A 25526-nucleotide genomic window follows, 5' to 3' on the forward strand; every position below is an offset into this window, starting at 1 on the left:
TATCCTTATGATCGTCATTTTAATCTTATGTGAGTTCGTTGAAATCGTGTCATGGCAACAGATAACATCATCCTACGTAAAAAAAGAGGTGATAGAAGCGTGAGCATTTATAAGTCAAGCGCTGCAAATACTGAATGATTTGTCCGAAATAATGACGACTGTGACCTCTTATTTAAAGTTGAGAATATCCTTATCTGTTACTTTAGGTTACGTTCAGATCAGGTAGGGAAAATATGTTTAATATTACTAATATACACTCTACGGCAAGGCATCAAAGTATTAGCAATGAGGCCTCAACAGAGGTGCCTTTAAAAGAAGAGATATGGAATAAAATAAGTGCCTTTTTCTCTTCAGAACATCAGGTTGAAGCACAAAACTGCATCGCTTATCTTTGTCATCCACCTGAAACCGCCTCACCAGAAGAGATCAAAAGCAAGTTTGAATGTTTAAGGATGTTAGCTTTCCCGGCATATGCGGATAATATTCAGTGTAGTAGAGGGGGGACAGACCAATACTGTATTTTGAATGAAAATAGTCAGGAAATTCTGTCTATAGTTTTTAATACAGAGGGCTATACCGTTGAGGGAGGGGGAAAGTCAGTCACCTATACCCGTGTGACAGAAAGCGAGCAGGCGAGTAGCGCTTCCGGCTCCAAAGATACTGTGAATTATGAGTTAATCTGGTCTGAGTGGGTAAAAGCGGCGCCAGCGGAAGAGGCAGCAAATCGTGAAGAAGCCGTACAACGGATGCGTGACTGCCTGAAAAATAATAAGACGGAACTCCGTCTGAAAATATTAGGACTTACCACTATACCCGCCTGTATTCCTGAGCAGATAACTACTCTGATACTCGATAACAATGAACTGAAAAGTTTGCCGGAAAATTTACAGGGAAATATAAAGACCCTGTATGCCAGCAGTAATCAGCTAACCAGTATCCCTGCCACGTTACCGGATACTATACAGAAAATGGAGCTGAGCATTAACCGTATTACTGAATTGCCGGAACGTTTGCCTTCAGCGCTTCAATCGCTGGATCTTTTTCATAATAAAATTAGTTCCTTACCTGAAAATCTACCTGAGGAACTTCGGTACCTGAGCGTTTATGATAACCGCATAAGGACACTGCCAGAACATCTTCCGTCAGGGATTACCCATTTGAATGTGCAGAGTAATTCGTTAACCGCTCTGCCTGAAACATTGCCACCGGGCCTGAAGAATCTGGAGGCCGGCGAAAATGCCTTAACCAGTCTGCCCGCATCGTTACCACCAGAATTACAGTTCCTGGATGTAAGTAAAAATCAGATTACTGTTCTGCCTGAAACACTACCTCCCACGATAACAACGCTGGACGTTTCCCGTAACGCATTGAGTAATCTACCGGAAAACCTCCCGGCGGCATTACAAATAATGCAGGCCTCTCGCAATCGCCTGGTCCGTCTCCCGGAGTCGTTACCCCGTTTTCGTGGTGAAGAACCTCAACCTACAAGAATAATCGTAGAACATAATCCTTTTTCAGAACGAACAATACAGAATATGCAGCGGCTAATGTCCTCTGCGGGTTATCAGGGACCCCAGGTATTTTTTGCCATGGGCGACTTTTCAATTGTTCGGGTAACTCGACCACTGCATCAAGCTGTCCAGGGGTGGCTAACCAATCTCGAGGAGGAAGACGTCAACCAATGGCGGGCGTTTGAGACGGAAGTAAACGCGGCAGCCTTCAGCATGTTTCTGGATCGTCTTAGCGATACGCAGAACACCCGACACCCGGATTTTAAGGAACAAGTCTCCGCCTGGCTAATGCGCCTGGCTGAAGATAGCGCACTAAGAGAAACCGCATTTATTATAGCGATGGATGCAACGATAAGCTGTGAAGATCGGGTCACACTGGCATACCACCAAATGCAGGAAGCGACGTTGGTTCATGATGCTGAAAGAGGCGCCTTTGATAGCCACTTAGCGGAACTGATTATGGCGGGGCGTGAAATTTTTCGGCTGGAGCAAATAGAATCGCTCGCCAGAGAAAAGGTAAAACGGCTGTTTTTTATTGACGAAGTCGAAGTATTTCTGGGGTTTCAGAATCAGTTACGAGAGTCGCTGTCGCTGACAACAATGACCCGGGATATGCGATTTTATAACGTTTCGGGTATCACTGAGTCTGACCTGGACGAGGCGGAAATAAGGATAAAAATTGCTGAAAATAGGGATTTTCACAAATGGTTTGCGCTGTGGGGGCCGTGGCATAAAGTGCTGGAGCGCATAGCGCCAGAAGAGTGGCGTGAAAGGATGGCTAAAAGGGCTGAGTGTATTGAAACGGATGAGTATCAGAGCCGGGTCAATGCTGAACTGGAAGCTTTAAGAATAGCAGACGACTCTGACGCAGAGCGTACTACTGAGGTACAGATGGATGCAGAGCGTGCTATTGGGATAAAAATAATGGAAGAGATCAATCAGACCCTCTTTACTGAGATCATGGAGAATATATTGCTGAAAAAAGAGTTGAGCTCGCTCATGAGCGCCTACTGGCGATAGCTGAACGCAGTTTATCAGAAGGGGGGAGAGAGCCTGTTTACCCTTCGGTGTAAACAGGCTTCTGATAAGCGCAGCGTCGTCGGTAAACGGGCTTAACCCAACGCCTGTAGCGCTTTTTCCAGCGCATTGTGTAATAACTGACGATCGTGGCGATAGGGGATATCGCTGGCCTCCAGCACTTCCTGAATCACCAGCCGATCGTTCACCGCACTGACGTCAACTTGCGGCCCAACCACTACTGCGTCAATGACTTTTTTGCCAATATATTGCTCCATCATCGCCAGCTTATCGACCAGCGTTAAACTGGCGGCGGGCAGACTCAGTTCGCGACCCAGATTGCCGATATACACCATTGGCGCTGGGGTGCGCCGCAGCGCCTGCGCCAGTTCATCCAGCAGCAGGCAAGGCATCAGGCTGGTATAAAAACTGCCAGGGCCAATCAGAATCAGATCCGCGTCATTAATGGCCTGTACCGCTTCCCGCGTCGCCGGAACGTTTGGCGTTAACATGATCTCCTGAGGCGGCGTCGCTAACTGATCGATATTCACCTCGCCGTAAATCTCATGCCCCTGTTCGTCAATCGCCATCAGATCTACTGGTAGCTCCGACATCGGGATCAGCTGCGCGTCCACTTTAAGCAGATTACGAATTAAATTAATTGCTTCCAGAGGCCGCACGCTCAGGTGATCTAACGCCTTTAACATCAAATTTCCGAGGTTATGACCAGAAAGTTCGCCATTACCGCCAAAACGATACTCAAACATAGCGGACGCGACGCTAGGTTCGGTAATTAACTGATTCAGACAGTTGCGCATATCGCCCCAGGCGATCCCGCCTTCCGAACGGCGAATACGGCCAGTTGACCCTCCGTTATCTGTGGTAGTCACAATGCCGGTCAGGCGCGAACCTAAAGAAGAAAGCGAGGAGAGGACGCGTCCTAATCCATGCCCTCCGCCGAGGGCAACGACACGATCAAGGTCAGCCAGCGTACGATTGCGCATAAAAATTCCTGAAGTCAAATAAGCAGCGCTACAGTAGCGCAAGTCGCGGGTTTTCAGCAATTAGCCGACCGGCTAAAAGACAATTAATTATTCCCGACTACCCCTTTATAGCGAGGGCGTTACCACGGCTAAATGATATATATCAATGTAAAAGTGTGATTTTCACGTATTCTGTCGCTAAATAGCACGATCATATCGCTATGTATATGTTTATATAGCGAAAGCGTGATGGCGAAATTGTCATTTACACGCTAGTATCGGCGTAACCACAGTAAACACTCTAGCCTCTGCACCTGGGTCATTTTTGATATGGTGCTTTGGCCGTGACAACGTTTAACGTTTGCCACCAGGGCGCAGGAAGAAATGACTCCGCCTCCCGTATTTGGAAAGGTGTACATGGCTTCACAACTTACCGATGCTTTCGCGCGTAAGTTTTACTACTTACGTTTGTCGATTACCGATGTGTGCAACTTTCGTTGCACCTACTGTCTGCCGGATGGCTACAAACCTGGCGGCGTCACTAACAACGGTTTCCTTACCGTCGATGAAATTCGTCGCGTTACGCGTGCTTTTGCCAGTCTTGGCACGGAAAAGGTGCGTCTTACCGGCGGCGAGCCTTCATTACGCCGTGATTTTACCGACATCATTGCCGCCGTGGGTGAAAATGATGCTATTCGCCAGATCGCGGTGACCACTAACGGTTATCGACTGGCGCGCGATGCCGCGAACTGGCGCGAAGCGGGGCTGACGGGCGTCAATGTTAGCGTGGATAGCCTGGATGCGCGTCAGTTCCATGCGATTACCGGTCAGGACAAATTCCGCCAGGTGATGGCGGGCATCGATGCCGCCTTTGATGCCGGTTTCGAAAAGGTGAAAGTCAACACCGTGCTGATGCGCGACGTGAATCACCATCAGTTGGATACCTTCCTTGCCTGGATTCAGCCTCGCCCCATTCAGTTACGCTTCATTGAACTTATGGAGACGGGCGAGGGGAGCGATCTCTTCCGCAAACATCATATTTCGGGTCAGGTATTACGCGACGAGCTGATTAAGCGCGGCTGGATCCACCAGCTCCGCCAGCGTAGCGATGGTCCGGCGCAGGTTTTTTGTCACCCCGATTACGCCGGTGAGATCGGTCTCATTATGCCGTACGAAAAAGATTTCTGCGCCACCTGTAACCGCCTGCGTGTTTCGTCCGTCGGGAAGCTGCATTTATGTCTGTTTGGCGACGGCGGCGTGAGTTTACGCGACCTGTTACAGGATGATGCGCAGCAATACGCGCTTGAGAAACGTATTTCTGACGCGTTGCGGGAGAAAAAGCAGACCCACTTCCTTCATCAGAGCAATACTGGTATTACGCAAAATTTATCTTACATTGGTGGTTAATCCTTAATAAGGAGATTTCAGATGAGTCAGGTCAGCGCTGAATTTATCCCGACCCGCATCGCTATTCTTACTGTTTCCAGCCGACGCGGCGAAGAAGACGATACCTCCGGTCATTATCTGCGTGATTCGGCGCAGGAGGCCGGGCATGAAGTGGTGGCGAAAGCCATCGTTAAAGAGAACCGTTACGCGATTCGCGCCCAGGTTTCCGCCTGGATCGCCAGTGATGAGGTGCAGGTCGTATTGATAACTGGCGGGACCGGTTTGACCGAAGGCGATCAGGCGCCGGAAGCGCTGTTGCCGCTGTTCGATCGTGAAGTGGAAGGATTTGGCGAAGTGTTTCGCATGCTCTCGTTTGAAGAGATCGGCACCGCAACTCTGCAGTCGCGCGCGGTAGCTGGCGTGGCGAATAACACCTTGATTTTCGCCATGCCGGGCTCAACAAAAGCGTGCAGAACCGCATGGGAGAATATCATTGCGCCGCAGCTGGATGCCCGTACACGCCCATGTAATTTTCACCCTCATTTAAAGAAATAACGATGTCGCAATTAACCCATATAAACGCCGCAGGCGAAGCGCACATGGTGGACGTTTCCGCGAAAGCGGAAACCGTTCGTGAAGCGCGGGCGGAAGCATTCGTTACCATGCGTAGTGAAACGCTGGCGATGATTGTTGATGGCAAACACCACAAGGGCGATGTTTTCGCGACCGCCCGAATTGCCGGTATTCAGGCCGCCAAACGCACCTGGGAGCTGATCCCGCTGTGCCACCCGCTACTGCTAAGTAAAGTGGAGATTCAGCTTCAGGCCGAGCCGGAGCATAACCGCGTACGTATTGAGTCTCTGTGCCGTCTGACCGGTAAAACCGGCGTCGAAATGGAAGCGTTAACTGCGGCGTCCGTCGCGGCGTTAACCATCTACGACATGTGTAAAGCGGTACAAAAAGATATGGTAATTGGTCCGGTGCGCCTGCTGGCGAAAAGCGGCGGCAAATCGGGGGATTTTAAGGTGGATGCGCATGATTAAGGTGCTTTTCTTCGCCCAGGTTCGCGAGCTTACAGGAACTGACGCGCTGGATCTTCCAGCAGATTTTTCCACCGTTGAGTCGCTGCGACAGCATCTGGCGACAAAGAGCGATCGTTGGGCGCTGGCGCTGGAAGACGGCAAGCTGTTGGCGGCGGTCAACCAGACGCTGGTAAGTTTTGACCATCCGCTGACGGCGGGCGATGAAGTGGCGTTTTTCCCGCCAGTCACGGGGGGCTAACATGCACGAAACGCGAATTGTAGTCGGCCCCGCGCCGTTTAGCGTCGGGGAGGAATATTCCTGGCTGGCGGCGCGCGACGAAGACGGCGCGGTCGTCACCTTTACCGGAAAAGTGCGCAATCATAACCTGGGCGATAGCGTTAAGGCGCTGACGCTGGAGCATTATCCCGGCATGACTGAGAAAGCTCTGGCGGAGATCGTCGTTGAGGCACGTTCCCGCTGGCCGCTGGGTCGGGTCACGGTGATTCATCGCGTTGGCGAATTATGGCCGGGCGATGAGATTGTGTTTGTCGGCGTCACCAGCGCGCACCGCAGTAGCGCGTTCGACGCCGGCCAGTTCATTATGGATTATCTGAAAACCCGTGCGCCGTTCTGGAAGCGTGAAGCCACGCCGGAAGGCGATCGCTGGGTCGAAGCGCGCGACAGCGACCAGCAGTCGGCGAAACGTTGGTAGCAGAATGTGATACGCTTTAGGGTATCATTTCCACACAGGAGTTCATCATGGACAGATTTCCACGATCTGATTCAATAGTGCAGGCGCGGTCCGGCCTGCAGACCTATATGGCGCAAGTGTATGGCTGGATGACGGTCGGACTGTTACTGACCGCGTTTATCGCGTGGTATGCGGCTAATACGCCAGCCGTCATGATGTTTGTCTTTTCCAGTAAGATCACCTTCTTTGGCTTAATTATTGCCCAGCTTGCGCTGGTGTTTGTTCTGTCGGGACTGGTGCATAAACTTAGCGCCGGAATGGCGACGACGCTGTTTATGCTCTATTCGGCGCTAACTGGATTGACGTTATCCAGTATTTTTATCGTTTACACCTACTCCTCTATCGCCAGCACGTTTGTGGTGACGGGGGGAATGTTTGGCGCCATGAGCCTGTACGGGTACACCACTAAACGCGATCTTAGCGGTTTCGGCAATATGCTGTTTATGGCGCTTATTGGTATCGTTCTGGCGTCGCTGGTCAATTTCTGGCTGAAGAGTGAAGCGCTGATGTGGGCGGTAACCTATATCGGGGTGGTGGTGTTTGTCGGTCTGACGGCCTATGACACGCAGAAACTGAAAAATATCGGCGAGCAAATAGATACCCGCGATAGCGCTAATCTACGTAAATATTCGATTCTCGGCGCGTTAACGCTGTACCTGGACTTTATCAACCTGTTTCTGATGCTACTGCGTATTTTTGGCAATCGCCGCTAATTATAGCGATCTCTTAAAATCCTGGCCCTGCGCCAGGATTTTTTTTAGGACTATATTTAGGGCGAAACAGCATAAACATCTTAGAAATATTTTCCTGCGCTTGCCATTCTTATCACCGTGATCATGTGAAGAGTGATAAATGACAGGTGGGACCTCTGGCTGCAATACGTATACGGCAAATAGCATTTATTCCCGCGACAATGTTATCCCTTACCTATTGGTATACTGCGTTGGGACTATGGTGTACCGCCGGCATTATATGGTTAACGTTGTATACTCATTTTTTGATAACCCACGTTCAACCTGTTGTTGTTTTGTGGATATCAGCACTTTTGCTTGGTCTGGGGTATGGGGCCATTACCTGCCTTTCCCGCTTTGGCACTGTTGTCGCAACGTTGATATATATTGCCATCATTACGCTTACCGGCGTGTCATTAGCTTACCTTTTCTCAGGTGGCGCGACCATTTTCGTGATTGTTGGAATCATGTTTAGTCTTAACGCCTTATTTATTTTCTACCTGAATATCAGTTCTGGTCTATTCAGGCCGTTAATTCTTATGGCGGTAAGCGGGATCATCGCTGCGATAGTTGTCAATAGCCTGGTGGCCAGCAGCATCATGGTCTGGGTAGTCAGTATGCTGGTAGTATTGGTGTGGACATTGATTACAGCGCTGGAAAAATCCACACTTCATGGTTATGCCCGCATGTTATATCACAGCGAATTTTCATCGCTGCCTCGTTGTGCTCTACTTGGCGCGCTGACGCTTTACCTTGGCATTATTAATGCTGTGGTTACGCTGTGTCGTTATATCATTTTGATGATTCTGGAAATACTATTATCTTTCAGGCCGTAGGCGTTGCAGGTTTTTTATTCAGGTTGGTGATGATGGGTATAATGAGTAAATTATGTGGCAAACAATTTTGGTTAGCGTTTTGTGAAGCTAAAGACGTCACTCGCGCCATTAAAAATGGCGGCGAGGATTTTAATAAGAAATGCCCACCAGCGCTGATTTCTCATTTCATTACCGGATTGTCATGGGAACATTCATTACCCAATCCTGCGCCTGTTTGCGCGTTTAGTTTTATGCTTCTTGTGGGAGGTGTGTGCAGTGCGCATTTTGCTTTCGATAAGTTTATTCTATATTGGCCACTAAATATAATCATTTATTTTGGCAGTGCTATAGGTATGATGCTATGTGTTATGGCTGAGGTATGGCTTATTGCCAAAGGTTTTATTCTGGGGTTGCGCCTCTGCGTTTTACTGTTTTTGTTAAATATTATACTCTGCGGTACTGGATTATTTGACGTGTTGTGCCATCAAAATAGCGAACTAAAGAGTGATCTTGTTATCGCGATTATTATGGTTGTGCTTTGCCGCTGGGTGATGAATGGCGAAACGTTTACGATGATGATTCGTTTCTGCCTGGGGCGTCGATTAGTGCGAGTCGCATTACAAAAATATCTCACCTCACAGACAAGGAAATGATAAGCCCATGAACCTGATGACGTGGCTAACAGGAAAAACACTGGCGGAGCTGGTGAAAAAAGGGCAGTTGATCCCGCCAGAAATTAAGTTACCTGTGTATCCGGCCAGCCACTACAAAAAAAACTGGTATGAACAAGGTATTCCTCACGGAGGCGTTATTGGGCTTACGGCGATTATGATGACCATGACATGGATCGTCAGTATAAACATGGTTATTGCGCAGTTTGAGCTGCACAATAAAAAGCATCTGGAGCTGGTCTTCTTCCTGGCCGTGGGCTATATCGCTTTTCTTACCCCGTCAAATCAGCTCCTGCTTAAAGGAAGAATGAGCGGAGTCATTATTTACCGCTATGCGTTATTGCTGGCCATTATTTCCGTTACGTTGGCAACGTTCTGTACCCTGTCATCAGTATTCATGGGCGAGTTTCACGAAGTGCTCCTGCTGCTGTTTAGCTGGTCATTGCTGCTTTTTTCCCGCTTACAGATGAATACGTCTTTTTTCTCAGCATATGTTTATTTTTACCGGATAAAACGCGTTGTGCTGGAAAGCGAAAACGCGTCTGCTTAAATTTATTTCGCCATCGCCCGCTCGTTTTTCGCCCGCAGCTTCTTCGCCCGGCTCTCCAGGATCAGGTAGCACACCAGCGCCAGCAACAGGGGAATAAAATAGTAAAGCACGCGGTACGCGAGCAGGGCGGCGATAATCGTGCCTTGCGACGTATGTTCGCCCGCCAGCAACGCAAGGAATACGGCCTCCAGCACGCCGATGCCTGCCGGAATATGCACGATGACGCCCGCGATACTGCTCACCAGCAGTACGCCCAGCACAAAGAAATAGTTCACATCCTGACCCATCAGCAGCCAGATAATGGCGCCCATCGCCATCCAGTTCGCGCTGGAGATCGCCATCTGCGCCAGCGCGAATTTCCATGACGGCAGCACCAGTTTCTGTCCTTTAATCGTCATATGCCGCCGCTTCGCAAAGGCGCAAAACCACAGATAGACCGCGATAATCAACAATAAAACGATACCGAGAATTCGTAGCGTGCCTTCATCGATATACCAGTGGTCGGGAAGCTGGACAACACCGAAGGTAAAAATGATGCCGCCAAGCAGAATATAGCCCAGCCAGTTAGTGGTAATGCTGAGTGAGAAAATGCGCGTGATAGTACTGCCGGGCAACCCGAGGCGAGAGTACAGTCGGTAACGCATCCCGATCCCGCCGACCCAGGTGCTGAGCGTCAGGTTAAAGGCATAGCAGACGAACGATACCAACATCACCTGTCGCTTCGCCAGTTTATGGCCGCAATAAAGCCGTCCAAGCAGGTCGTAGCAGCCGTACAGAAGATAGCTAACGATCACCAGTCCTACAGCGCTTAAAAGCGCCGTGCGGTTATAGTCGCGGATGACGGTCCAGACATCGCCCCAGTCGACCTTTTTAGCATAAACCACCAGCAGAACGACGACCGCAATAAAAAACAGCCAGGTCAGCACTTTTTTAGCCAGCCGCCAGCGCGGATGCGATTTAGCCATTAGGGCTTCACTCCTGTATTTTCTGGATCAACGCGATCCTGGGTTTCCATTTCCGGCTGGGCAGGCGGGGGAACCTGCGCCAGATGCGGGGTATGCGCAGGTAGCCAGCCGACCAGCGCCGGGAAATGACGTAAAAAGTGGAACGCCAGCACGCTTTTGGTCAGGTTCCACCAGGTGCGTTTCGGCAGCATAGACTCATCGACCTGCTTACAATCGTTCACGATGATGCCTTGTAAATTATCGCGCAGGGTCTGGTTAAAGGTACGATCGTGAATGATCAGGTTAGCTTCAAGGTTAAGCGACAGGCTGAGCGGATCGAGATTACTCGACCCTACCGTGGCCCAGTGATCGTCCATCAGCGCCACTTTGCCATGCAGCGGACGGCGTCGGTATTCATAAACCTGCACACCGCCCTTCACCAGATAGTTATAGAGCAACCGCGCGCCGACTTTGACTATCGGCATGTCTGGTTCCCCCTGGACAATCAGTTTTACGCTCACGCCACGGCGGGCGGCTTTACGCATTGCGTGGAGCAAGCGATAGCCGGGGAAAAAATAGGCGTTAGCGATAATCACCTCACGCTTTGCCTGGGTCAGCATTTTCAGATAATGACGTTCGATATCGTCGCGGTGCTCTTCGTTATCTCGCCAGACAAACAGCGCCTGCGCTTCTCCGGGGTGGCGGTTTTCTTCGGCCTGATGATGGCGCTTCCACCAGCGGCGCGCGGGGCTTTGCCCCGGCAGATTCTCGACTTCGAATTGCAGGATATCGGCCACAACAGGCCCTTCGACCCGTACCGCGTAGTCTTGTTTCGCCTGCGGGCCGTAATCCGACATATGTTCGGCGGAGTAGTTAATGCCGCCGACAAAGGCAATACGATCATCAATCACCATAATTTTGCGGTGCATTCGGCGGAAGATATTGGTTCGCAACCCCAGTAGACGCGGGCGGGGGTCGTAATAGCGAAAAATCACGCCCGCCGAGGTTAATTCGCCGACAAACGCGTCGCTGAGATCGGGAGAGCCGTAGCCGTCGAGTAATACTTCGGCTTTTACGCCGCGCTGTGCGGCTTTTAGCAGAGCGGCATGGAGTTTTTTACCCACCTCATCTTCAAACAAGATAAAGGTTTCCAGAATGATTTTTTGCTGTGCCTGAGCGATAGCCTCAAACACGGCAGGATAGAACTGGTCGCCGTTTTCCAGTAGCTGAATTTGATTACCTTCACGCCAGCCGCATTTCATAGATGGATCTCCGCGCTAAGGGGGGCATGGTCTGATAAATGTCGCCAGTTCCGCAGCGGTAGCGCCGTAGGAGAACTAGCGTTCGCATTCTTGACGTAAATACGATCGAGTCGCAGCAGCGGCATACTCACCGGGAATGTGCGCGCCGGTCGGCCATGGGCACGGGTGAATATCTCCTCCAGCCCGGCCGCGTTTAACGGCGGGCCGGCCTTTTGCCGCCAGTCATTAAAGTCTCCGGCCACCAGCACCGGTTCTGATTCCGGCAAGGCATTCACCCATCCCGCCAGCATGGTTAACTGCGCCTGGCGGTGGCTCTCCCGCAGGCCGAGATGTACGCACATGACGTGGATAGGGCGGTTGAGCATGGGCGGCGTAATGCGGCAATAGAGCACGCCGCGTTTTTCGCTACCGCCGACCGAGACGTCGCGATTTTCATAATGTTCAATGGGATAGCGAGAAAGAACCGCGTTACCGTGGTGGCCTTCCGGATAGACCGCATTGCGGCCATAGGCGAAATCGCTCCACATGGTGTCGGCCAAAAATTCATAGTGGGTAGTGTCCGGCCAGTTTTCGATATGCAGCGGATGTACTTCATGCGCGCCCATCACTTCTTGCAGACAGACGATATCGGCGCCGACCGTTCTGACAGCGTCGCGCAGCTCCGGCAGGATGAAGCGTTTATTAAAGGCGGTAAAACCTTTGTGCGTATTAATTGTGAGCACTTTGAATGAAAAATTTCGCGTGTGTTGAGTCATTTTCTTCCTGTCCGCGTCACTATCCTGATTGAAATAGTGTAGTCGTCGTCACAAAAAGATGCGGTCTTACGGAATTTTCCGTAAAGTTCGGTACTCTGAATAATGAGAGAAAAATGCTTCAGGAGAAAAGCCATGAAGTGGCAACAACGCGTTCGTGTCGCAACCGGCCTCGGTTGTTGGCAGATTATGTTGCATTTACTGGTAGTGGCGATGCTGGTAATAGGCTGGATGAGCGGCACATTAGTGCGCGTCGGCCTGGGATTATGCGTGCTTTATGGCGTGACGGTACTGCTGATGCTGGCGTTGCAGCGCCATCATGAGCAGCGCTGGCGCGATGTGGCGGATGTGCTGGAAGAGCTGACTACCACCTGGTACTTCGGCACCGCGCTGATTGTCCTCTGGCTGCTATCCCGCGTCTTGCAAAACAATGTTTTACTGGCGCTGGCGGGGCTGGCTATCCTGGCCGGGCCCGCCGTGGTCTCGCTACTGGCGAAAGATAAAAAGCTACATCACTTTGCGTCTAAACATCGCATACGCCGCTGAACCCGTGGTGGCCGCTATCACCAGTAGCGGCCACAAACTTCCCCAGACAATCCCCAGACTCGCGTCCTTAAGATAAATTTGCTTAGTAATATCAGTAAAGTGGCGGATAGGATTTATCCACGTCAGGTTTTGCAGCCAGACCGGCATATTTTCCACCGGCGAGACATAACCCGAGAGCAAAATCGCCGGCATCATAAAGACAAAGACGCCGATAAACGCCTGCTGTTGCGTGGCGCAAAGTGCTGATATCAGCAAGCCAAAGCCTACCAGCGACAGCCCGTAAATCACCATCGTGAAATAAAACAGCGCTAACGAACCGGCGAAGGGAATTTGGTATGCCCAAATGCCGATAGCCAGCACGATCGTGGCCTGGAAGGTCGCGACAATCAGCGCCGGCACCGCTTTGCCGACGAAAATCTGCCAGGTGGTGAGCGGAGAGACCAGCAGCTGATCCAGAGTGCCTTGTTCACGCTCGCGGGCGACGGACAGCGAAGTGACGATCATCACGCCGATAGTGGTGATCATGGCGATCAGCGAGGGCACCACAAACCACTTGTAGTCCAGATTCGGGTTATACCAGTTGCGTACCACCAGTTCGCTATTGTTGGGCTTTGGCTTGCCGTCCATCAATGTCTGCTGATACTCCTTGACGATCTGTTGCAGATAATTGGCGGCAATTTGCGCGCTGTTGGAGTTACGTCCATCAAGAATGAGTTGCATCGGCGCAGGCTGGAAGGTATCCAGATTCCGCGAGAAATCCGCCGGGAAGCGTACCAGCAGCAGCGCTTTTTGCGTATCGATAGTCGGCTGGATCTCCTGCGGACTGTTCAGTAACAGCACATGGGTAAACGCTTTCGCGCGGGCAAAACGCTGGGTAAGTTCTACCGAATGTTTGCCGTTATCTTCGTTATAGATGGCGATAGTCGCGTTAGTGACTTCAAGCGTCGCGGCGAACGGAAACAGGATGACCTGAATCAGCACCGGCAGAATCAGGATCGCGCGCGTTTGCGGTTCGCGTAAAAGCGATTGCAGTTCTTTGCGAATTAACGTCCATAAGCGATGAAACATGTCCGTCCTCTCAGTCCAGTTTGTAGGCCTGATAAGCAAAGCGCATCAGGCATAATGCCGGATGGCGGCGTGAACGCCTTATCCGGCCTACGACGACAATTATCCATACACATATTTAATCCAGTCGTCGTTTGGTTTTTAGCCACGTCAGGCCAATAAACATCACCGCCGAGGCGATTAAAAACAGTACGTTAACGCCTAACACGACCGGAATATTGCCGGCCAGAAACAGACTTTGCAGGGTGCTGACAAAATAGCGCGCCGGAATAATATAGGTCACCGCGCGGATCACCGCAGGCATACTGTCTATCTGGAAGATAAATCCGGACAGCATAATCGAGGGCAAAAAGGCGGCGTTCAGCGCCACCTGCGCGGCGTTAAACTGGTTGCGAGTGATGGTGGAAATCAACAGCCCCATCCCCAGCGTACTCAGTAAAAACAGACTGGTGATGATAAACAGAATCACCAGCGAACCGCGATACGGCACGCCGAGAATAAACACCGATACCAGCATACAGAGCAGCATCGCCAGCATACCGAGAAAGTAATAGGGAATAAGCTTACACAGCAGCAGTTCAACACGCGTCACTTCGGTTGAGAGCAGCGCCTCCATCGTGCCGCGCTCCCATTCGCGGGCAACGACCAGCGAGGTGAGGATGGCGCCAATTACCGTCATGATAATGGTCACCGCCCCGGGAATGATAAAATGCTGACTGATCGCCGCCGGGTTAAACCAGTAGCGCGTCTGGACGTCGATAAGCGGTTCAAAGGTATCGCCGCGATCTTCCGCGCGCTGCTGTTGCCAGATTTGCCAGATGCCTTCAACATAGCCCTGAACGAAGTTGGCGGTATTTGGCTCGCTGCCGTCGGTAATCACCTGAATCGGCGCGCTGTCACCGTCGCGCGCCATTTGCTGCGCGAAATCCACCGGAATCACCACCAGTCCGCGAATGCGTCCGGCCTGCATTTTTTCAATTAATTCATGACGATTATCGCTAATGGTCGCGTCGATATAGGGTGAACCGGTCATCGCATGAGTGAAATCTAGCGCCTCCTGGCTTTGCTGTTCAAGCAGAATTCCCACCCGCAGCTTGCTGGAGTCGAGGTTAATGCCGTAACCAAAAATAAACAGCAACAGCAGCGGGATCACCACCGCAATCAGCCAGCTACTGGGATCGCGCACGATCTGGCGCGTCTCTTTGACGCACAACGCACGCACGCGGCGCCAGGAGAGAGACTTACTCATGCGTATGCTCCTTATCCCAGTCATTGATGAGAGTGATAAAGGCCTGCTCCATCGTCGGATCGGCCTGTTGCTCATCGGCGGCCTGCGCTTTGAGATCGTCCGGCGTACCGCTGGCGATAAGCTTCCCGCGATAAACCAGTCCGATGCGATCGCAATATTCCGCCTCATCCATAAAGTGGGTCGTCACCATTACCGTGACCCCTTTTTCCACCATGCTATTAATGTGCAGCCAAAATTCACGGCGGGTGAGGGGATCAACCCCGGACGTTGGTTCATCAAGGAATAAAATATCCGGTTCGTGCATCAGCGAGCAGGCCAGCGCCAGTCGCTGTTTAAAGCCCAGCGGCAGCGCATCGGTGGGATGCGACGCGATGCTTTTCAGACCAAACGCTTCACTCATGCGCTGAATTTTTTCATTTTGCGCGCGGCCCCGCAAACCGTAGACGCCGGAGAAAAAACGCAGGTTCTGCTCAACCGTCAGGTTGCCGTAAAGCGAAAATTTTTGCGCCATATAGCCCAGATGCTGACGGGCTTTGCCGGAGCTGACTTTCAGGTCCATATCCAGCACCAGCGCCTTGCCGGACGTCGGCACCAGCAGGCCGCACATCATTTTAAAGGTGGTTGATTTACCCGCGCCGTTCGGGCCGAGCAGGCCAAAAATCTCGCCGCGCTGTACGACGAAATTAACATGGTCCGTGGCCGCGAAATCGCCAAATTTTTTCGTCAGTTCCTGCGCTTCAATCACCGTTTCGCCGGCAGTGCCTTCAACCGTATGCAGGATTGAACCCAGCGGAGACTCCGAGGTTCCCGCCCCGCCAAGCAGATCGATAAACGCATCTTCGAAGCGCGGCGCGGTCTCATTGAGGGTGATTTCCGGCATTCCTTCGGCCTGACGAATATCTGCTGCGGTCGCCTCTTTTTTCAGGATCAGGCGTACCGAACGTCCCTGAATCATGCCGTCGCTCACCTGCGGCAGTCTGAGCGCTCTCTGTAGCAACTTACGGTTGTTTTCCTGTGGACTGCTCATCAGAAAGCTACGACCGGCCATCGTTTGCGTCAGCGCTTTAGGTTCGCCCTGATAGAGCAGCTCGCCTTCATTCATCAGCAGCACATCGCGGCACTGTTCGGCTTCGTCGAGGTAGGAGGTGCTCCAGAGGATTAGCATCCCGTCGCCCGCCAGCTCGTGGACCATCTGCCACAACTCGCGCCGTGAAATCGGGTCAACGCCAACGCCCGGTTCATCCAACAGCAGCACTTTCGGTTCGCCGACCAGCGTACAGGCCAGCCCCAGTTTTTGCTTCATCCCGCCGGACAATTTTCCTGCCAGGCGGCCAGTGAAAGGGCCGAGGGCGGTAAACTCCAACAAACGGGCAAAGGTCTTTTCCCGTATCTCGCCGGTAACGCTGCGTAAATCGGCATAGAGATTAAGGTTCTCCATGACGGTAAGATCTTCATACAGACCGAATTTCTGCGGCATATAGCCCAGAACCGCGTGCAGCTCGCTGTCGTTTTGTATCGGGTCGAAGCCCAATACGGACGCGCTGCCGCCATCGGCTTTGAGCAGGCCCGCCAGCATACGCATCAGCGTGGTTTTTCCTGCGCCGTCCGGCCCTACCAGCCCGGTGACATAACCGGAATGAATGGTACAGTCGAGCGGCGCGACGGCGGGTTTATCCATTCCCGCAAAGCGCTTCGTCAGACCGTTCAGCGTAATAACGGCCTCACTCATGCCGTGCCTCGTCATTAAATTTCACCGTGACTGGCATCCCCTGGCGTAACGCATCGTCTGCATCGGTGACGATAATGCGCAGGCGATAGACGAGATCGGTACGCAGATCCGGCGTTTCGACGGTTTTCGGCGTAAATTCCGCGGTGGGGGAAACGAAACCAATCTTGCCGTGGTAAGGTTTGTCAGGACGTCCATCGGTATACAACAGAATGTCGCGCCCCGGTTGCGTCTGACTGAGGTTGCGTTCATCGACATAGGCGCGCACCCAGACGGGGCGGGTCAGCGAGAGTGTTAATACCGTGCTGCCGGCGTTCAGCATACTGCCAGGCTCGACCGCGCGGGTGAGCAAGGTTCCGTTGGCAGGCGCGATAAGTGTGGTGTCCTGCAAATCAAGCTGCGCCTGCGCCAGTTGGGCCTTTGCCTGTTCCAGACTGGCTTTCGCCTGGGCGATATCCTGTTCACGATTACCGGTACGGTACTGGCTCAGTTTATCCTGCGCGGACTTCAGCGTCGCCTGCGCCTGATCGCGCGATGAGCGGGCATTTTCCAGATCGTTAGCGGAAATGGTGCGGCTTTTCCACAATCCTTGCTGACGGTTATAAAAGTTTTGCGCGTAGTCATAGGCGGCTTGCGCCTGTCTGACGGCGGCGGCGGCCTGGGCTATCTCTTCATCGCGATAGCCTGCCAGCATCAAATCATATTGCGCCTGCGCGACCGACACGCCAGCTTTCGCCTGCATTAGCGCGTTTTCGTATGGCGCGTGATCCAGTTCGCCGAGCACCTGTCCGGCTTTGATAGTATCGCCTTCATCAACATTCAGCGACGCCAGCCTGCCGCCGACACGAAAGCTGATATTGACGGTACGGATATCGACATTACCGTATAGCGTCAGCCCATCGTCCTGCCGACTTTGATACCACCAGGTTCCACCGGCAATCACAGCGACGATCGCTGCGATTGCCAGTCCGATAACGACAGGTTTTTTCATCAGTCCAGACTCCTTTGCGTTAAACCGTGCAGAATAAGATCGATGTGGCAGGTTACCGTCTGGTAAATCAGCTCCGCTTTTTCTTCATCAAACTGCGGCCAGCCGGTACGTAACAGGATAGTTTCTTTGCCGAGACGAAACGCCAGTACTTCTCCCAGTAAGGCATGGGTATGCAAAATCATGCGCGTATCATTGGCGTCGCAGCCGGTATAAGCGGCAACCAATCTTGTCAGATGGGTGTGCAACGGATCGATAACCTGTTCATGGACCAATTGATAGGCCGACGTGGGAGAGAGCTGCTCGCGTGAAATAAATTTGCTCAGGTTAACGGTGTCTTCCTGCGTCAGCAGCATAATCATGTTCTTGCAGGCGAGCAGAATGAGCTCGCGTATGGCGTCCCGGTCAGGGGCAGGCTGGCTAAACAGACGTTCCGCTTTTTCAGCATGGGGGCGAAATTTTTCGCCAAGAAAATCGGCAATCCACTGGGCGCAGGCGAGGTATAAATCCTCTTTTGAGCCGAAATAGTAAGTAATGGCGGCAATATTTTGCCCCGCCAGCGCAGCGATATCGCGCGTGGTGGCATGGAGGCCATACTCGCCAAACTGCGCCAGTGCGGCGGCAATGAGCTGACTTTTCGCCTGCTCGCCCTTGGTGGTCGTGGTGGGAATATTCATCACACGCCCTAATTTTTAATCAATCGATTGATTAAGACTATGACTCATAATGGCACTTGTCCAGTGTGGTCGATTAATTTGTCTTTGCTACCTTCCAGGATAATTTATGCGCCGCATCACAAAAACTGCTACACTCCGCCCCTTCATGACATTGTGGTTTTTGTCATTCCAAATTTGAGCATCTCCCTGAAAACTACACCGGCAACGGTCGGGGCGGTCCGGAGTAGTTATGTCTTTTGATTCCCTGGGATTAAACCCTGATATCCTGCGCGCCATTGCCGAGCAGGGTTACCGTGAACCTACCCCTATTCAGCAACAGGCGATTCCCGCCGTGCTGGAAGGCCGCGATCTGATGGCCAGCGCCCAGACCGGAACCGGTAAAACGGCGGGTTTTACCCTGCCATTGTTGCAGCACCTGATTACCCATCAGCCGCACGCTAAAGGTCGTCGCCCGGTGCGTGCGTTGATCCTCACGCCAACCCGCGAGCTGGCGGCGCAAATTGGCGAAAACGTCAGAGATTACAGTAAATATCTCAATATTCGCTCGCTGGTGGTATTTGGCGGCGTAAGCATCAATCCGCAGATGATGAAACTGCGCGGCGGCGTGGATGTGCTGGTGGCGACGCCGGGACGTCTGCTCGACCTGGAACATCAAAATGCCGTGAAGCTGGATCAGATTGAGATTCTGGTACTGGATGAAGCCGACCGTATGCTGGATATGGGCTTCATTCACGACATTCGTCGCGTGCTGGCGAAACTGCCGGCGAAGCGTCAGAATCTGCTGTTCTCCGCCACGTTCTCCGACGACATCAAAGCGCTTGCCGAAAAGCTGTTACGCAACCCGCTGGAAATCGAAGTGGCGCGCCGCAACACGGCCTCAGAGCAGGTGACGCAGCACGTGCACTTTGTCGATAAAAAACGCAAACGTGAACTGTTGTCGCAGATGATTGGCCAGGGCAACTGGCAGCAGGTGTTGGTCTTCACCCGCACCAAGCATGGCGCGAACCATCTGGCGGAACAGCTTAATAAAGACGGTATTCGCAGCGCGGCGATCCACGGTAATAAATCGCAGGGCGCACGTACCCGCGCGCTGGCCGATTTTAAATCCGGCGATATTCGCGTGCTGGTGGCGACGGATATTGCGGCGCGTGGTCTGGATATTGAAGAGCTGCCGCACGTGGTCAACTATGAACTGCCGAACGTGCCGGAAGATTATGTACACCGTATTGGCCGTACCGGTCGCGCGGCGGCAACTGGCGAGGCGCTGTCGCTGGTCTGTGTTGACGAGCATAAACTGTTGCGTGATATCGAAAAATTGCTGAAAAAAGAGATCCCACGCATTACGACGCCGGGCTATGAGCCGGACCCGTCGATTAAAGCGGAGCCGATTCAGAACGGTCGTCAGCAGCGCGGCGGCGGCGGTCGTGGACGCGGACAAAATCAGGGGGGAGCGGGGCGCAGTCAGCAGCCGCGACGTCAGGATAGCGGGGCGGCGAAGGCGAAACCAAAACCGCGCACAGGCGAGGGGAAACCCGCTGGCGACAAAGCACGTCCGCCGCGTCGCCCGCGCAGAATCACGCCTGCCCAGTAAATTTTATCCGGCAACATGCCCGGTAGTGCGACGCTTACCGGGCCTACGAACTATGCAAATACGTAGGCCGGGTAAGGTGCTTGCACCGTCATCCGGCAAAATACACATCGCGTTGCGAGCCGCCTTCCAGAACCGGCAAAAAAGGTACTTCCCGCCCCTGAAATGTGCCACAATAGTGGCTGTTTATACAGTACTTCAGGTTTTCTCATGGCATTGACCGCTGCGCTGAAAGCGCAAATCGCCGCCTGGTATAAGGCGCTTCAGGACCAGATTCCCGACTTTATTCCCCGTGCGCCGCAGCGGCAGATGATTGCCGACGTCGCCAGAACGCTGGCCGGGGAAGAAGGGAGACATCTGGCTATTGAAGCGCCGACCGGCGTCGGGAAAACCCTCTCCTATCTTATTCCCGGTATCGCCATTGCCCGGGAAGAGCAAAAAACACTGGTGGTCAGTACCGCTAACGTGGCGTTACAGGATCAGATCTTTAGCAAAGATTTGCCGCTGCTACGAAAAATCATCCCCGATCTGCGCTTTACCGCCGCCTTTGGCCGCGGGCGTTACGTGTGTCCGCGAAACCTGGCGGCGCTCGCCAGTAGCGAGCCTACGCAGCAGGATCTGCTCGCCTTTCTTGATGACGAACTGACGCCTAACAACCAGGAAGAGCAAAAGCGTTGCGCCAGGCTGAAAGGGGATCTTGACGGTTACAAATGGGATGGTCTGCGGGATCATACCGACATTGCTATTGACGACGATCTGTGGCGGCGATTAAGTACCGATAAAGCCAGTTGTCTGAACCGCAACTGTCACTATTACCGCGAATGTCCATTCTTTGTCGCTCGACGTGAAATACAGGAAGCGGAAGTCGTGGTGGCGAATCACGCGCTGGTAATGGCGGCGATGGAAAGTGAAGCCGTACTGCCGGAACCAAAGCATCTGCTGTTGGTACTGGATGAAGGTCATCATCTGCCCGATGTCGCGCGCGATGCGCTGGAGATGAGCGCGGAAATTACCGCCTCCTGGTATCGCTTGCAACTGGACCTGTTCAGCAAACTGGTGGCGACCTGCATGGAGCAATTTCGCCCTAAAACCACGCCGCCGTTAGCGAATCCTGAGCGACTTAACGCCCATTGCGAGGAGGTGTACGAACTGATCGCCTCGCTCAATGCCATTCTTAATCTGTATATGCCCGCAGCGCAGGAGGCGGAGCACCGTTTTGCAATGGGTGAGTTGCCTGATGAGGTCATGGAAATCTGCCAGCGACTGGCGAAGCTGACCGAGACGCTGCGTGGGCTGGCGGAATCCTTTCTCAACGATCTCAGCGAAAAAACCGGGTCGCACGATATTGTGCGTTTGCATCGGGTGATTTTACAGATGAACCGGGCGCTGGGAATGTTCGAGGCGCAAAGTAAATTATGGCGGCTGGCTTCGATGGCGCAGTCTTCAGGCGCGCCGGTGTCCAAATGGGCGACGCGTGAAATACGCGAAGGGCAACTCCACGTCTGGTTCCATTGTGTCGGTATCCGCGTCAGCGATCAGCTGGAAAGATTGTTATGGCGCAGCGTACCGCACATTATTGTCACCTCGGCGACACTGCGCTCGCTCAATAGCTTTTCGCGTCTGCAGGAAATGAGCGGCTTAAAAGAAAAAGCCGGCGACCGCTTTGTGGCGCTGGATTCGCCGTTTAATCATGTGGAACAGGGGAAACTGGTGATTCCTCAGATGCGCTACGAACCCACCATTGATAACGAAGAGCAGCATATTGCCGAAATGGCGGCCTATTTTCGTGAGCAACTGGAGAGCAAAAAACATCATGGTATGCTGGTACTGTTCGCCAGCGGGCGGGCGATGCAGCGTTTTCTGGAGCATGTCGCTGATGTGCGCTTACTCCTCCTGGTCCAGGGCGACCAGCCGCGTTACCGGCTGGTAGAGCTGCACCGTAAACGGGTGGAGAGCGGCGAACGTAGCGTGCTGGTTGGGCTTCAGTCTTTTGCCGAAGGGCTGGATCTTAAAGGCGAGCTGCTGACGCAAGTCCATATCCATAAAATTGCCTTTCCGCCGATCGACAGCCCGGTCGTGATCACCGAAGGCGAATGGCTAAAAAGCCTGAATCGTTATCCGTTTGAGGTACAAAGTTTACCAAGCGCGTCTTTTAATTTAATTCAGCAGGTAGGGCGATTGATCCGTAGCCATGCCTGTCGGGGAGAAGTGGTCATTTATGATAAGCGGTTGTTGACCAAAAACTACGGACAGCGTTTACTGAATGCCTTACCTGTTTTTCCGATAGAGCAGCCTGCCGTGCCAGACGTTATAGTAAAACCAAAAGCAAAACCTGCACGCCGCCGACGGCGTTAATGCTGTGAGCACACTTCAAGGAGCTTTCAATGGATTATCGCAAGATCATCAAAGAGATCGGGCGAGGTAAAAATCACGCCCGCGATCTGGATCTGGATACCGCGCGCGGTTTGTATACCCGAATGCTGAATGGCGACATCCCCGACCTGGAAATGGGCAGTATATTGATGGCGCTGCGTATTAAAGGCGAAGGCGAAGCCGAAATGCTGGGCTTTTATGAAGCCATGCAGAATCATACCATCAAACTGACACCGCCCGCAGATAGGCCGTTGCCGGTCGTTATTCCTAGCTATAACGGCGCGCGTAAACAGGCGAATTTAACGCCGCTGCTGGCTATCCTGCTGCATAAATTGGGCTTCCCAGTCGTAGTACACGGCGTCAGTGAAGATCCGACCCGCGTACTGACGGAAACTATATTTGAGCTGATGGGGATTATCCCCACCCTACACGGTGGACAAGCGCAGGCCAAACTGGACGGGCGCCAGCCGGTGTTTATCCCGGTGAGCGCGCTCTGCCCGCCGCTGGAAAAACAGCTGGCGATGCGCTGGCGGATGGGCGTGCGTAACAGCGCGCATTCACTGGCCAAGCTGGCGACGCCATTTGCTGAGGATGCCGCGCTGCGTTTATCAAGCGTTTCTCATCCTGAATATGTTCCGCGTGTGGCGACCTTTTTTAGCCGCATTGGCGGGCGGGCTTTGCTGATGCATGGTACCGAAGGCGAAGTCTATGCCAACCCGCAACGCTGTCCGCAAATCAGCCTGATTGATAGCCGTGGCGTGCAGGTACTGCATGAGCGTCAGAGCGACACGCACGACGAGCCGCTTTCACTGCCTGCGACTAAAGATCCTGAAATCACCGCGCGCTGGATTGAGCGCTGCCTTGCCGGCCACGAGCCGGTGCCGCAATCATTAAAAACGCAAATGGCCTGTTGTCTGGTTGCGACGGGAGAGGCGGCGACGTTAGAAGACGGGCTTGCGCGCGTCGAACAGGCTTTTAGCTGACTAGTCCTGATATAGGTTGACAGTTTTTTGTCTGTAAAACGCCTGATGAACATCATCGGGCGTTTTGTATTTCAGGGCCAGGTGTGGCCGTTCATGGTTATAAATTGCCACGGACTCTTTTACTATTTCCCGCGCTTGCGCCAGGTCTGCAGGACGCGAGAGTAAAAACTCATTTTTCAGTATCCCGTTTATTCTCTCAGCCAGCGCATTCTGGTAGCAGTCGTAACCATCGGTCATTGAGCAGGTTATTCCGTTTCGCTCATGAACTGACTGATAAAGTACCGAACAGTATTGCAGTCCTCTGTCAGAGTGATGTACCAGCGGACCTGTCGTTTTTCTCCGCCTCAGAGCCTGCCTGAACGCCTTTACCACATTTTCTGTCTGCAGGTTTTCCCCGACATGGTAACCCACGATTTTTCTGGAGCAGGCATCGGTGACCAGACTCAGACAGGCCGTGCCGCTGCGTAGTGGAAGGTAAGTAATATCGGCGACCCAGACCTGCTCTGGCTCAAGGGCGGTAACCTGTTCAGGGCCGGGTTTCAGCAGATTAGGATGCCGGTAAAAGCGATGATGGCTGTTGGTGGTTTTGTGATATGCCCGTTTCACGGGTACCAGGAGCCGGTATTCACCCAGCAGATTAAACAGACGGTCCCGTCCGATATTCAGCGTTGTATCGGCCTGCATGTTCAGCAGATAGTGCAGTTTACGCGTACCGATTCGCGGCTGGCGGCACCGGGTACGGGCAACAAAATCAAGAACCTGAGCATGATGCTCCTGCCGTTTATTACATCTTGTATTGTACTGGTACCACGCCTGTCTGCTGTGCCCCAGGAACTGACATGCACGCGTAACTGTTATTTTGGGGGCCTGACTTTGCGTGAGGACTTGCCGGGCCGCTTTTTTACAACACTTACCCCGTAATCATTTTTCAGGACGTTGATAACGGACTCAAAAAACTCAGCTTTCTGGTTTGCCAGCTCAAGCTGTTCTTCAAGTTCCCTGATTCTTTGCTCGGGTGTCAGCGGGATAGTTGTCTGAGCCACAGGCAGTTTCCTCTTCACCAGGTCAGGAAGTCCGGGTCTCCAGTCAAGCCGGCCATATTTACGCAGCCAGACAAGTACGGTGGAGCGCCCCTGAATGCCATATCGCTGCTGGGCCTGTTTATAGGTCATCTCGCCTTTTTCGACCTGCTCAACGACGGCTATTTTAAAGGATAGAGGATAATCGCGTTGGGTGCGTTTGAACTCAGTCATCATCACGTTCTCCGGATTTAAGTCTGGAACGTGTCAACGCTATTCAGGACGGGTCAAGCGAATAAAAAAAGCCCGTCCAGTGGCGGACGGGCAAATAAGGGTAACAAACAGGGTTAATGAGGGTTGGAGCAGTGGGTCTGTTGGCAAACAGACGAGGGTAATACCCGTCAGAATTCAAACAACAGCGATGTTACAGCCTGAAATCTGGCGGGCAGGTAAATTATTTATAAATCACCGCAGTGCCGCTCATTTTGTCATTACCTACGGCGGAGGTGATGTTATAAGCGCTTGCGCCAGCAGCGGCGGCTTTTTCAGCCAGTTTAGCTTCCAGGCCATCCAGCGTGGTGGCGCCATCGGCAGACACTACGCCGATTTTATGCAGGTTTTGCGTCTGAGACGCGCTAACCGGTTCTGCGGCAAAAGCGCCAAAAGAAAGGGTGGAAAGCGCGATGGCTGCAACAGCATATTTAATGGTTTTCATGATTAATCTCTCGCAGGTTATTCTGTTTATGGGACGATGTTCCGTCGATGTGATGAGTATCACGGTTTTTTGCGAAAGATAAAATCGAATAGAATTGACTGCCTTGCTCAAAATTTTTGAATGACAAATAACCTATTGATTATTAATTAATTCAACGGTTGAATTTACCTTTCTTGTCATCTGGCTTTACAGAGTCGAGGT

25 protein-coding genes, 1 pseudogene and 1 riboswitch are annotated in these 25526 nt (G+C 52.5%); of the genes and pseudogenes, 15 read left to right on the forward strand and 11 right to left on the reverse strand.

The annotated features are described in order from the left end of the window. Positions 1-51: 51 nt before the first annotated feature. Both NA197_RS16940 and slrP read left to right on the forward strand, forming a co-directional pair. Positions 52-226, forward strand: a pseudogene (locus NA197_RS16940) (hypothetical protein). 7 nt (positions 227-233) lie between these two features. Beyond that, positions 234-2531 carry an SPI-1 type III secretion system effector E3 ubiquitin transferase SlrP gene (slrP, locus tag NA197_RS16945; RefSeq protein WP_064043096.1) on the forward strand — a complete coding sequence of 766 codons (2298 nt, stop codon included), beginning with the start codon at positions 234-236 and terminating at the stop codon, positions 2529-2531. A gap of 92 nt (positions 2532-2623) precedes the next feature. Here slrP and yvcK read toward each other — a convergent pair whose 3' ends face one another. After that, positions 2624-3532, reverse strand: a complete 909-nt coding sequence (gene yvcK, locus NA197_RS16950) for a uridine diphosphate-N-acetylglucosamine-binding protein YvcK (protein WP_001246037.1) — start codon at positions 3530-3532, stop codon at positions 2624-2626. Positions 3533-3796: 264 nt separating this feature from the next. After that, positions 3797-3941, forward strand: a riboswitch (molybdenum cofactor riboswitch). Between yvcK and moaA the strand changes: the two genes are divergently transcribed. The 9 genes from moaA (at position 3929) to NA197_RS16995 (ending at position 9438) form a co-directional block, all read left to right on the forward strand. Next, positions 3929-4918, forward strand: a complete 990-nt coding sequence (gene moaA, locus NA197_RS16955) for a GTP 3',8-cyclase MoaA (protein ID WP_000168181.1) — start codon at positions 3929-3931, stop codon at positions 4916-4918. (Overlaps the previous riboswitch by 13 nt.) Positions 4919-4939: 21 nt before the next feature. Beyond that, positions 4940-5452 carry a molybdenum cofactor biosynthesis protein B gene (gene moaB / locus NA197_RS16960; RefSeq protein WP_000084604.1) on the forward strand — a complete coding sequence of 171 codons (513 nt, stop codon included), beginning with the start codon at positions 4940-4942 and terminating at the stop codon, positions 5450-5452. A gap of 2 nt (positions 5453-5454) precedes the next feature. Next, positions 5455-5940 carry a cyclic pyranopterin monophosphate synthase MoaC gene (gene moaC, locus NA197_RS16965; protein WP_000080894.1) on the forward strand — a complete coding sequence of 162 codons (486 nt, stop codon included), beginning with the start codon at positions 5455-5457 and terminating at the stop codon, positions 5938-5940. Beyond that, on the forward strand, positions 5933-6178 hold the full coding sequence (gene moaD / locus NA197_RS16970) for a molybdopterin synthase sulfur carrier subunit (protein ID WP_000598596.1): 246 nt from the start codon (positions 5933-5935) through the stop codon (positions 6176-6178). Before moaC ends, moaD begins: the two co-directional genes overlap by 8 nt. 1 nt (position 6179) lies before the next feature. Beyond that, positions 6180-6632 (forward strand): molybdopterin synthase catalytic subunit MoaE, encoded by a 453-nt coding sequence (moaE, locus tag NA197_RS16975; RefSeq protein ID WP_023195573.1) that lies wholly within the window; start codon positions 6180-6182, stop codon positions 6630-6632. A 47-nt stretch (positions 6633-6679) separates the two neighbouring features. Next, complete coding sequence (locus NA197_RS16980; protein WP_000373611.1) at positions 6680-7384, forward strand: Bax inhibitor-1/YccA family protein; 705 nt, start codon at positions 6680-6682, stop codon at positions 7382-7384. Positions 7385-7530: 146 nt separating this feature from the next. Beyond that, complete coding sequence (locus NA197_RS16985) at positions 7531-8238, forward strand: Bax inhibitor-1 family protein (protein ID WP_064043097.1); 708 nt, start codon at positions 7531-7533, stop codon at positions 8236-8238. Between the two features lie 23 nt (positions 8239-8261). Then, a complete protein-coding gene (locus NA197_RS16990) occupies positions 8262-8870 on the forward strand; it encodes a hypothetical protein (RefSeq protein ID WP_077950662.1) in 609 nt (202 codons plus the stop codon). Positions 8871-8877: 7 nt separating this feature from the next. Further along, the gene (locus tag NA197_RS16995) at positions 8878-9438 is read left to right on the forward strand and encodes a hypothetical protein (protein WP_001052196.1); all 561 of its coding nucleotides are present in this window, start codon (positions 8878-8880) and stop codon (positions 9436-9438) included. A gap of 2 nt (positions 9439-9440) precedes the next feature. Here the strand turns inward: NA197_RS16995 and NA197_RS17000 are convergent, their stop codons facing one another. From NA197_RS17000 to NA197_RS17010, 3 genes are read right to left on the reverse strand one after another with little or no spacing between them, the layout of a single operon-like run. Further along, positions 9441-10403, reverse strand: a complete 963-nt coding sequence (locus NA197_RS17000) for a lysylphosphatidylglycerol synthase transmembrane domain-containing protein (RefSeq protein ID WP_001129824.1) — start codon at positions 10401-10403, stop codon at positions 9441-9443. Beyond that, positions 10403-11644 (reverse strand): cardiolipin synthase ClsB, encoded by a 1242-nt coding sequence (gene clsB, locus NA197_RS17005; RefSeq protein ID WP_064043099.1) that lies wholly within the window; start codon positions 11642-11644, stop codon positions 10403-10405. The genes NA197_RS17000 and clsB overlap by 1 nt, the downstream gene beginning before the upstream one ends. Then, complete coding sequence (locus NA197_RS17010) at positions 11641-12399, reverse strand: endonuclease/exonuclease/phosphatase family protein (protein ID WP_000192039.1); 759 nt, start codon at positions 12397-12399, stop codon at positions 11641-11643. The genes clsB and NA197_RS17010 overlap by 4 nt, the downstream gene beginning before the upstream one ends. A gap of 132 nt (positions 12400-12531) precedes the next feature. Here NA197_RS17010 and NA197_RS17015 point away from each other — a divergent pair, with 132 nt between their 5' ends. Beyond that, a complete protein-coding gene (locus tag NA197_RS17015; RefSeq protein ID WP_000871970.1) occupies positions 12532-12942 on the forward strand; it encodes a YbhQ family protein in 411 nt (136 codons plus the stop codon). Here the strand turns inward: NA197_RS17015 and NA197_RS17020 are convergent. From NA197_RS17020 to cecR, 5 genes are all read right to left on the reverse strand, one after another. Further along, entirely contained in the window at positions 12904-14010 is a 1107-nt protein-coding gene (locus tag NA197_RS17020) for an ABC transporter permease (protein ID WP_000469048.1), read from the reverse strand. The genes NA197_RS17015 and NA197_RS17020 overlap by 39 nt on opposite strands. A 115-nt stretch (positions 14011-14125) precedes the next feature. Beyond that, positions 14126-15256, reverse strand: a complete 1131-nt coding sequence (locus NA197_RS17025; protein WP_000045765.1) for an ABC transporter permease — start codon at positions 15254-15256, stop codon at positions 14126-14128. Further along, the gene (locus tag NA197_RS17030; RefSeq protein WP_001287623.1) at positions 15249-16985 is read right to left on the reverse strand and encodes an ATP-binding cassette domain-containing protein; all 1737 of its coding nucleotides are present in this window, start codon (positions 16983-16985) and stop codon (positions 15249-15251) included. The genes NA197_RS17025 and NA197_RS17030 overlap by 8 nt, the downstream gene beginning before the upstream one ends. Further along, complete coding sequence (hlyD, locus tag NA197_RS17035) at positions 16978-17973, reverse strand: secretion protein HlyD (RefSeq protein WP_000743436.1); 996 nt, start codon at positions 17971-17973, stop codon at positions 16978-16980. Before hlyD ends, NA197_RS17030 begins: the two co-directional genes overlap by 8 nt. After that, positions 17973-18647, reverse strand: coding sequence for a transcriptional regulator CecR (gene cecR / locus NA197_RS17040; protein ID WP_001025254.1), 675 nt, complete (start codon positions 18645-18647; stop codon positions 17973-17975). The genes hlyD and cecR overlap by 1 nt, the downstream gene beginning before the upstream one ends. 229 nt (positions 18648-18876) lie before the next feature. Between cecR and rhlE the strand changes: the two genes are divergently transcribed. The 3 genes from rhlE to ybiB all read left to right on the forward strand — a co-directional run bounded on the left by rhlE (position 18877) and on the right by ybiB (position 23591). Further along, on the forward strand, positions 18877-20238 hold the full coding sequence (rhlE, locus tag NA197_RS17045) for an ATP-dependent RNA helicase RhlE (RefSeq protein WP_000007065.1): 1362 nt from the start codon (positions 18877-18879) through the stop codon (positions 20236-20238). Positions 20239-20445: 207 nt separating this feature from the next. Next, the gene (gene dinG, locus NA197_RS17050) at positions 20446-22590 is read left to right on the forward strand and encodes an ATP-dependent DNA helicase DinG (RefSeq protein WP_001218630.1); all 2145 of its coding nucleotides are present in this window, start codon (positions 20446-20448) and stop codon (positions 22588-22590) included. A gap of 29 nt (positions 22591-22619) precedes the next feature. Next, positions 22620-23591, forward strand: a complete 972-nt coding sequence (gene ybiB, locus NA197_RS17055) for a DNA-binding protein YbiB (protein ID WP_001523009.1) — start codon at positions 22620-22622, stop codon at positions 23589-23591. On the opposite strand, the gene NA197_RS17060 is transcribed toward ybiB, so the two are convergent. After that, positions 23592-24847 (reverse strand): IS3-like element ISSen1 family transposase gene (locus NA197_RS17060; RefSeq protein ID WP_139379252.1). Its coding sequence is split into 2 segments (ribosomal slippage): positions 23592-24496 and positions 24496-24847, totalling 1257 coding nucleotides; the frame shifts between segments, so codons are not numbered across the junction. Positions 24848-25064: 217 nt separating this feature from the next. Next, positions 25065-25325: a DUF1471 family protein YbiJ gene (gene ybiJ, locus NA197_RS17065; RefSeq protein ID WP_000849089.1), complete on the reverse strand. Its 261-nt coding sequence runs from the start codon at positions 25323-25325 to the stop codon at positions 25065-25067. Positions 25326-25526 lie beyond the last annotated feature (201 nt).

Source organism: Salmonella sp. NW884, from assembly GCF_051700745.1.
Classification (GTDB): Bacteria; Pseudomonadota; Gammaproteobacteria; order Enterobacterales; family Enterobacteriaceae; genus Salmonella; species Salmonella enterica.

Coding starts and splice junctions, on each gene's coding strand:
- NA197_RS17015 (WP_000871970.1), top strand. CDS start 12,532: ATGAAGTGGCAACAACGCGTTCGTGTCGCAACCGGCCTCGGTTGTTGG.
- moaA (WP_000168181.1), top strand. CDS start 3,929: ATGGCTTCACAACTTACCGATGCTTTCGCGCGTAAGTTTTACTACTTA.
- rhlE (WP_000007065.1), top strand. CDS start 18,877: ATGTCTTTTGATTCCCTGGGATTAAACCCTGATATCCTGCGCGCCATT.
- moaD (WP_000598596.1), top strand. CDS start 5,933: ATGATTAAGGTGCTTTTCTTCGCCCAGGTTCGCGAGCTTACAGGAACT.
- moaB (WP_000084604.1), top strand. CDS start 4,940: ATGAGTCAGGTCAGCGCTGAATTTATCCCGACCCGCATCGCTATTCTT.
- cecR (WP_001025254.1), bottom strand. CDS start 18,647: ATGAATATTCCCACCACGACCACCAAGGGCGAGCAGGCGAAAAGTCAG.
- NA197_RS16995 (WP_001052196.1), top strand. CDS start 8,878: ATGAACCTGATGACGTGGCTAACAGGAAAAACACTGGCGGAGCTGGTG.
- yvcK (WP_001246037.1), bottom strand. CDS start 3,532: ATGCGCAATCGTACGCTGGCTGACCTTGATCGTGTCGTTGCCCTCGGC.
- NA197_RS17020 (WP_000469048.1), bottom strand. CDS start 14,010: ATGTTTCATCGCTTATGGACGTTAATTCGCAAAGAACTGCAATCGCTT.
- ybiJ (WP_000849089.1), bottom strand. CDS start 25,325: ATGAAAACCATTAAATATGCTGTTGCAGCCATCGCGCTTTCCACCCTT.
- dinG (WP_001218630.1), top strand. CDS start 20,446: ATGGCATTGACCGCTGCGCTGAAAGCGCAAATCGCCGCCTGGTATAAG.
- hlyD (WP_000743436.1), bottom strand. CDS start 17,973: ATGAAAAAACCTGTCGTTATCGGACTGGCAATCGCAGCGATCGTCGCT.
- clsB (WP_064043099.1), bottom strand. CDS start 11,644: ATGAAATGCGGCTGGCGTGAAGGTAATCAAATTCAGCTACTGGAAAAC.
- slrP (WP_064043096.1), top strand. CDS start 234: ATGTTTAATATTACTAATATACACTCTACGGCAAGGCATCAAAGTATT.
- NA197_RS17000 (WP_001129824.1), bottom strand. CDS start 10,403: ATGGCTAAATCGCATCCGCGCTGGCGGCTGGCTAAAAAAGTGCTGACC.
- NA197_RS17010 (WP_000192039.1), bottom strand. CDS start 12,399: ATGACTCAACACACGCGAAATTTTTCATTCAAAGTGCTCACAATTAAT.
- moaE (WP_023195573.1), top strand. CDS start 6,180: ATGCACGAAACGCGAATTGTAGTCGGCCCCGCGCCGTTTAGCGTCGGG.
- moaC (WP_000080894.1), top strand. CDS start 5,455: ATGTCGCAATTAACCCATATAAACGCCGCAGGCGAAGCGCACATGGTG.
- NA197_RS17025 (WP_000045765.1), bottom strand. CDS start 15,256: ATGAGTAAGTCTCTCTCCTGGCGCCGCGTGCGTGCGTTGTGCGTCAAA.
- NA197_RS16980 (WP_000373611.1), top strand. CDS start 6,680: ATGGACAGATTTCCACGATCTGATTCAATAGTGCAGGCGCGGTCCGGC.
- ybiB (WP_001523009.1), top strand. CDS start 22,620: ATGGATTATCGCAAGATCATCAAAGAGATCGGGCGAGGTAAAAATCAC.
- NA197_RS17030 (WP_001287623.1), bottom strand. CDS start 16,985: ATGAGTGAGGCCGTTATTACGCTGAACGGTCTGACGAAGCGCTTTGCG.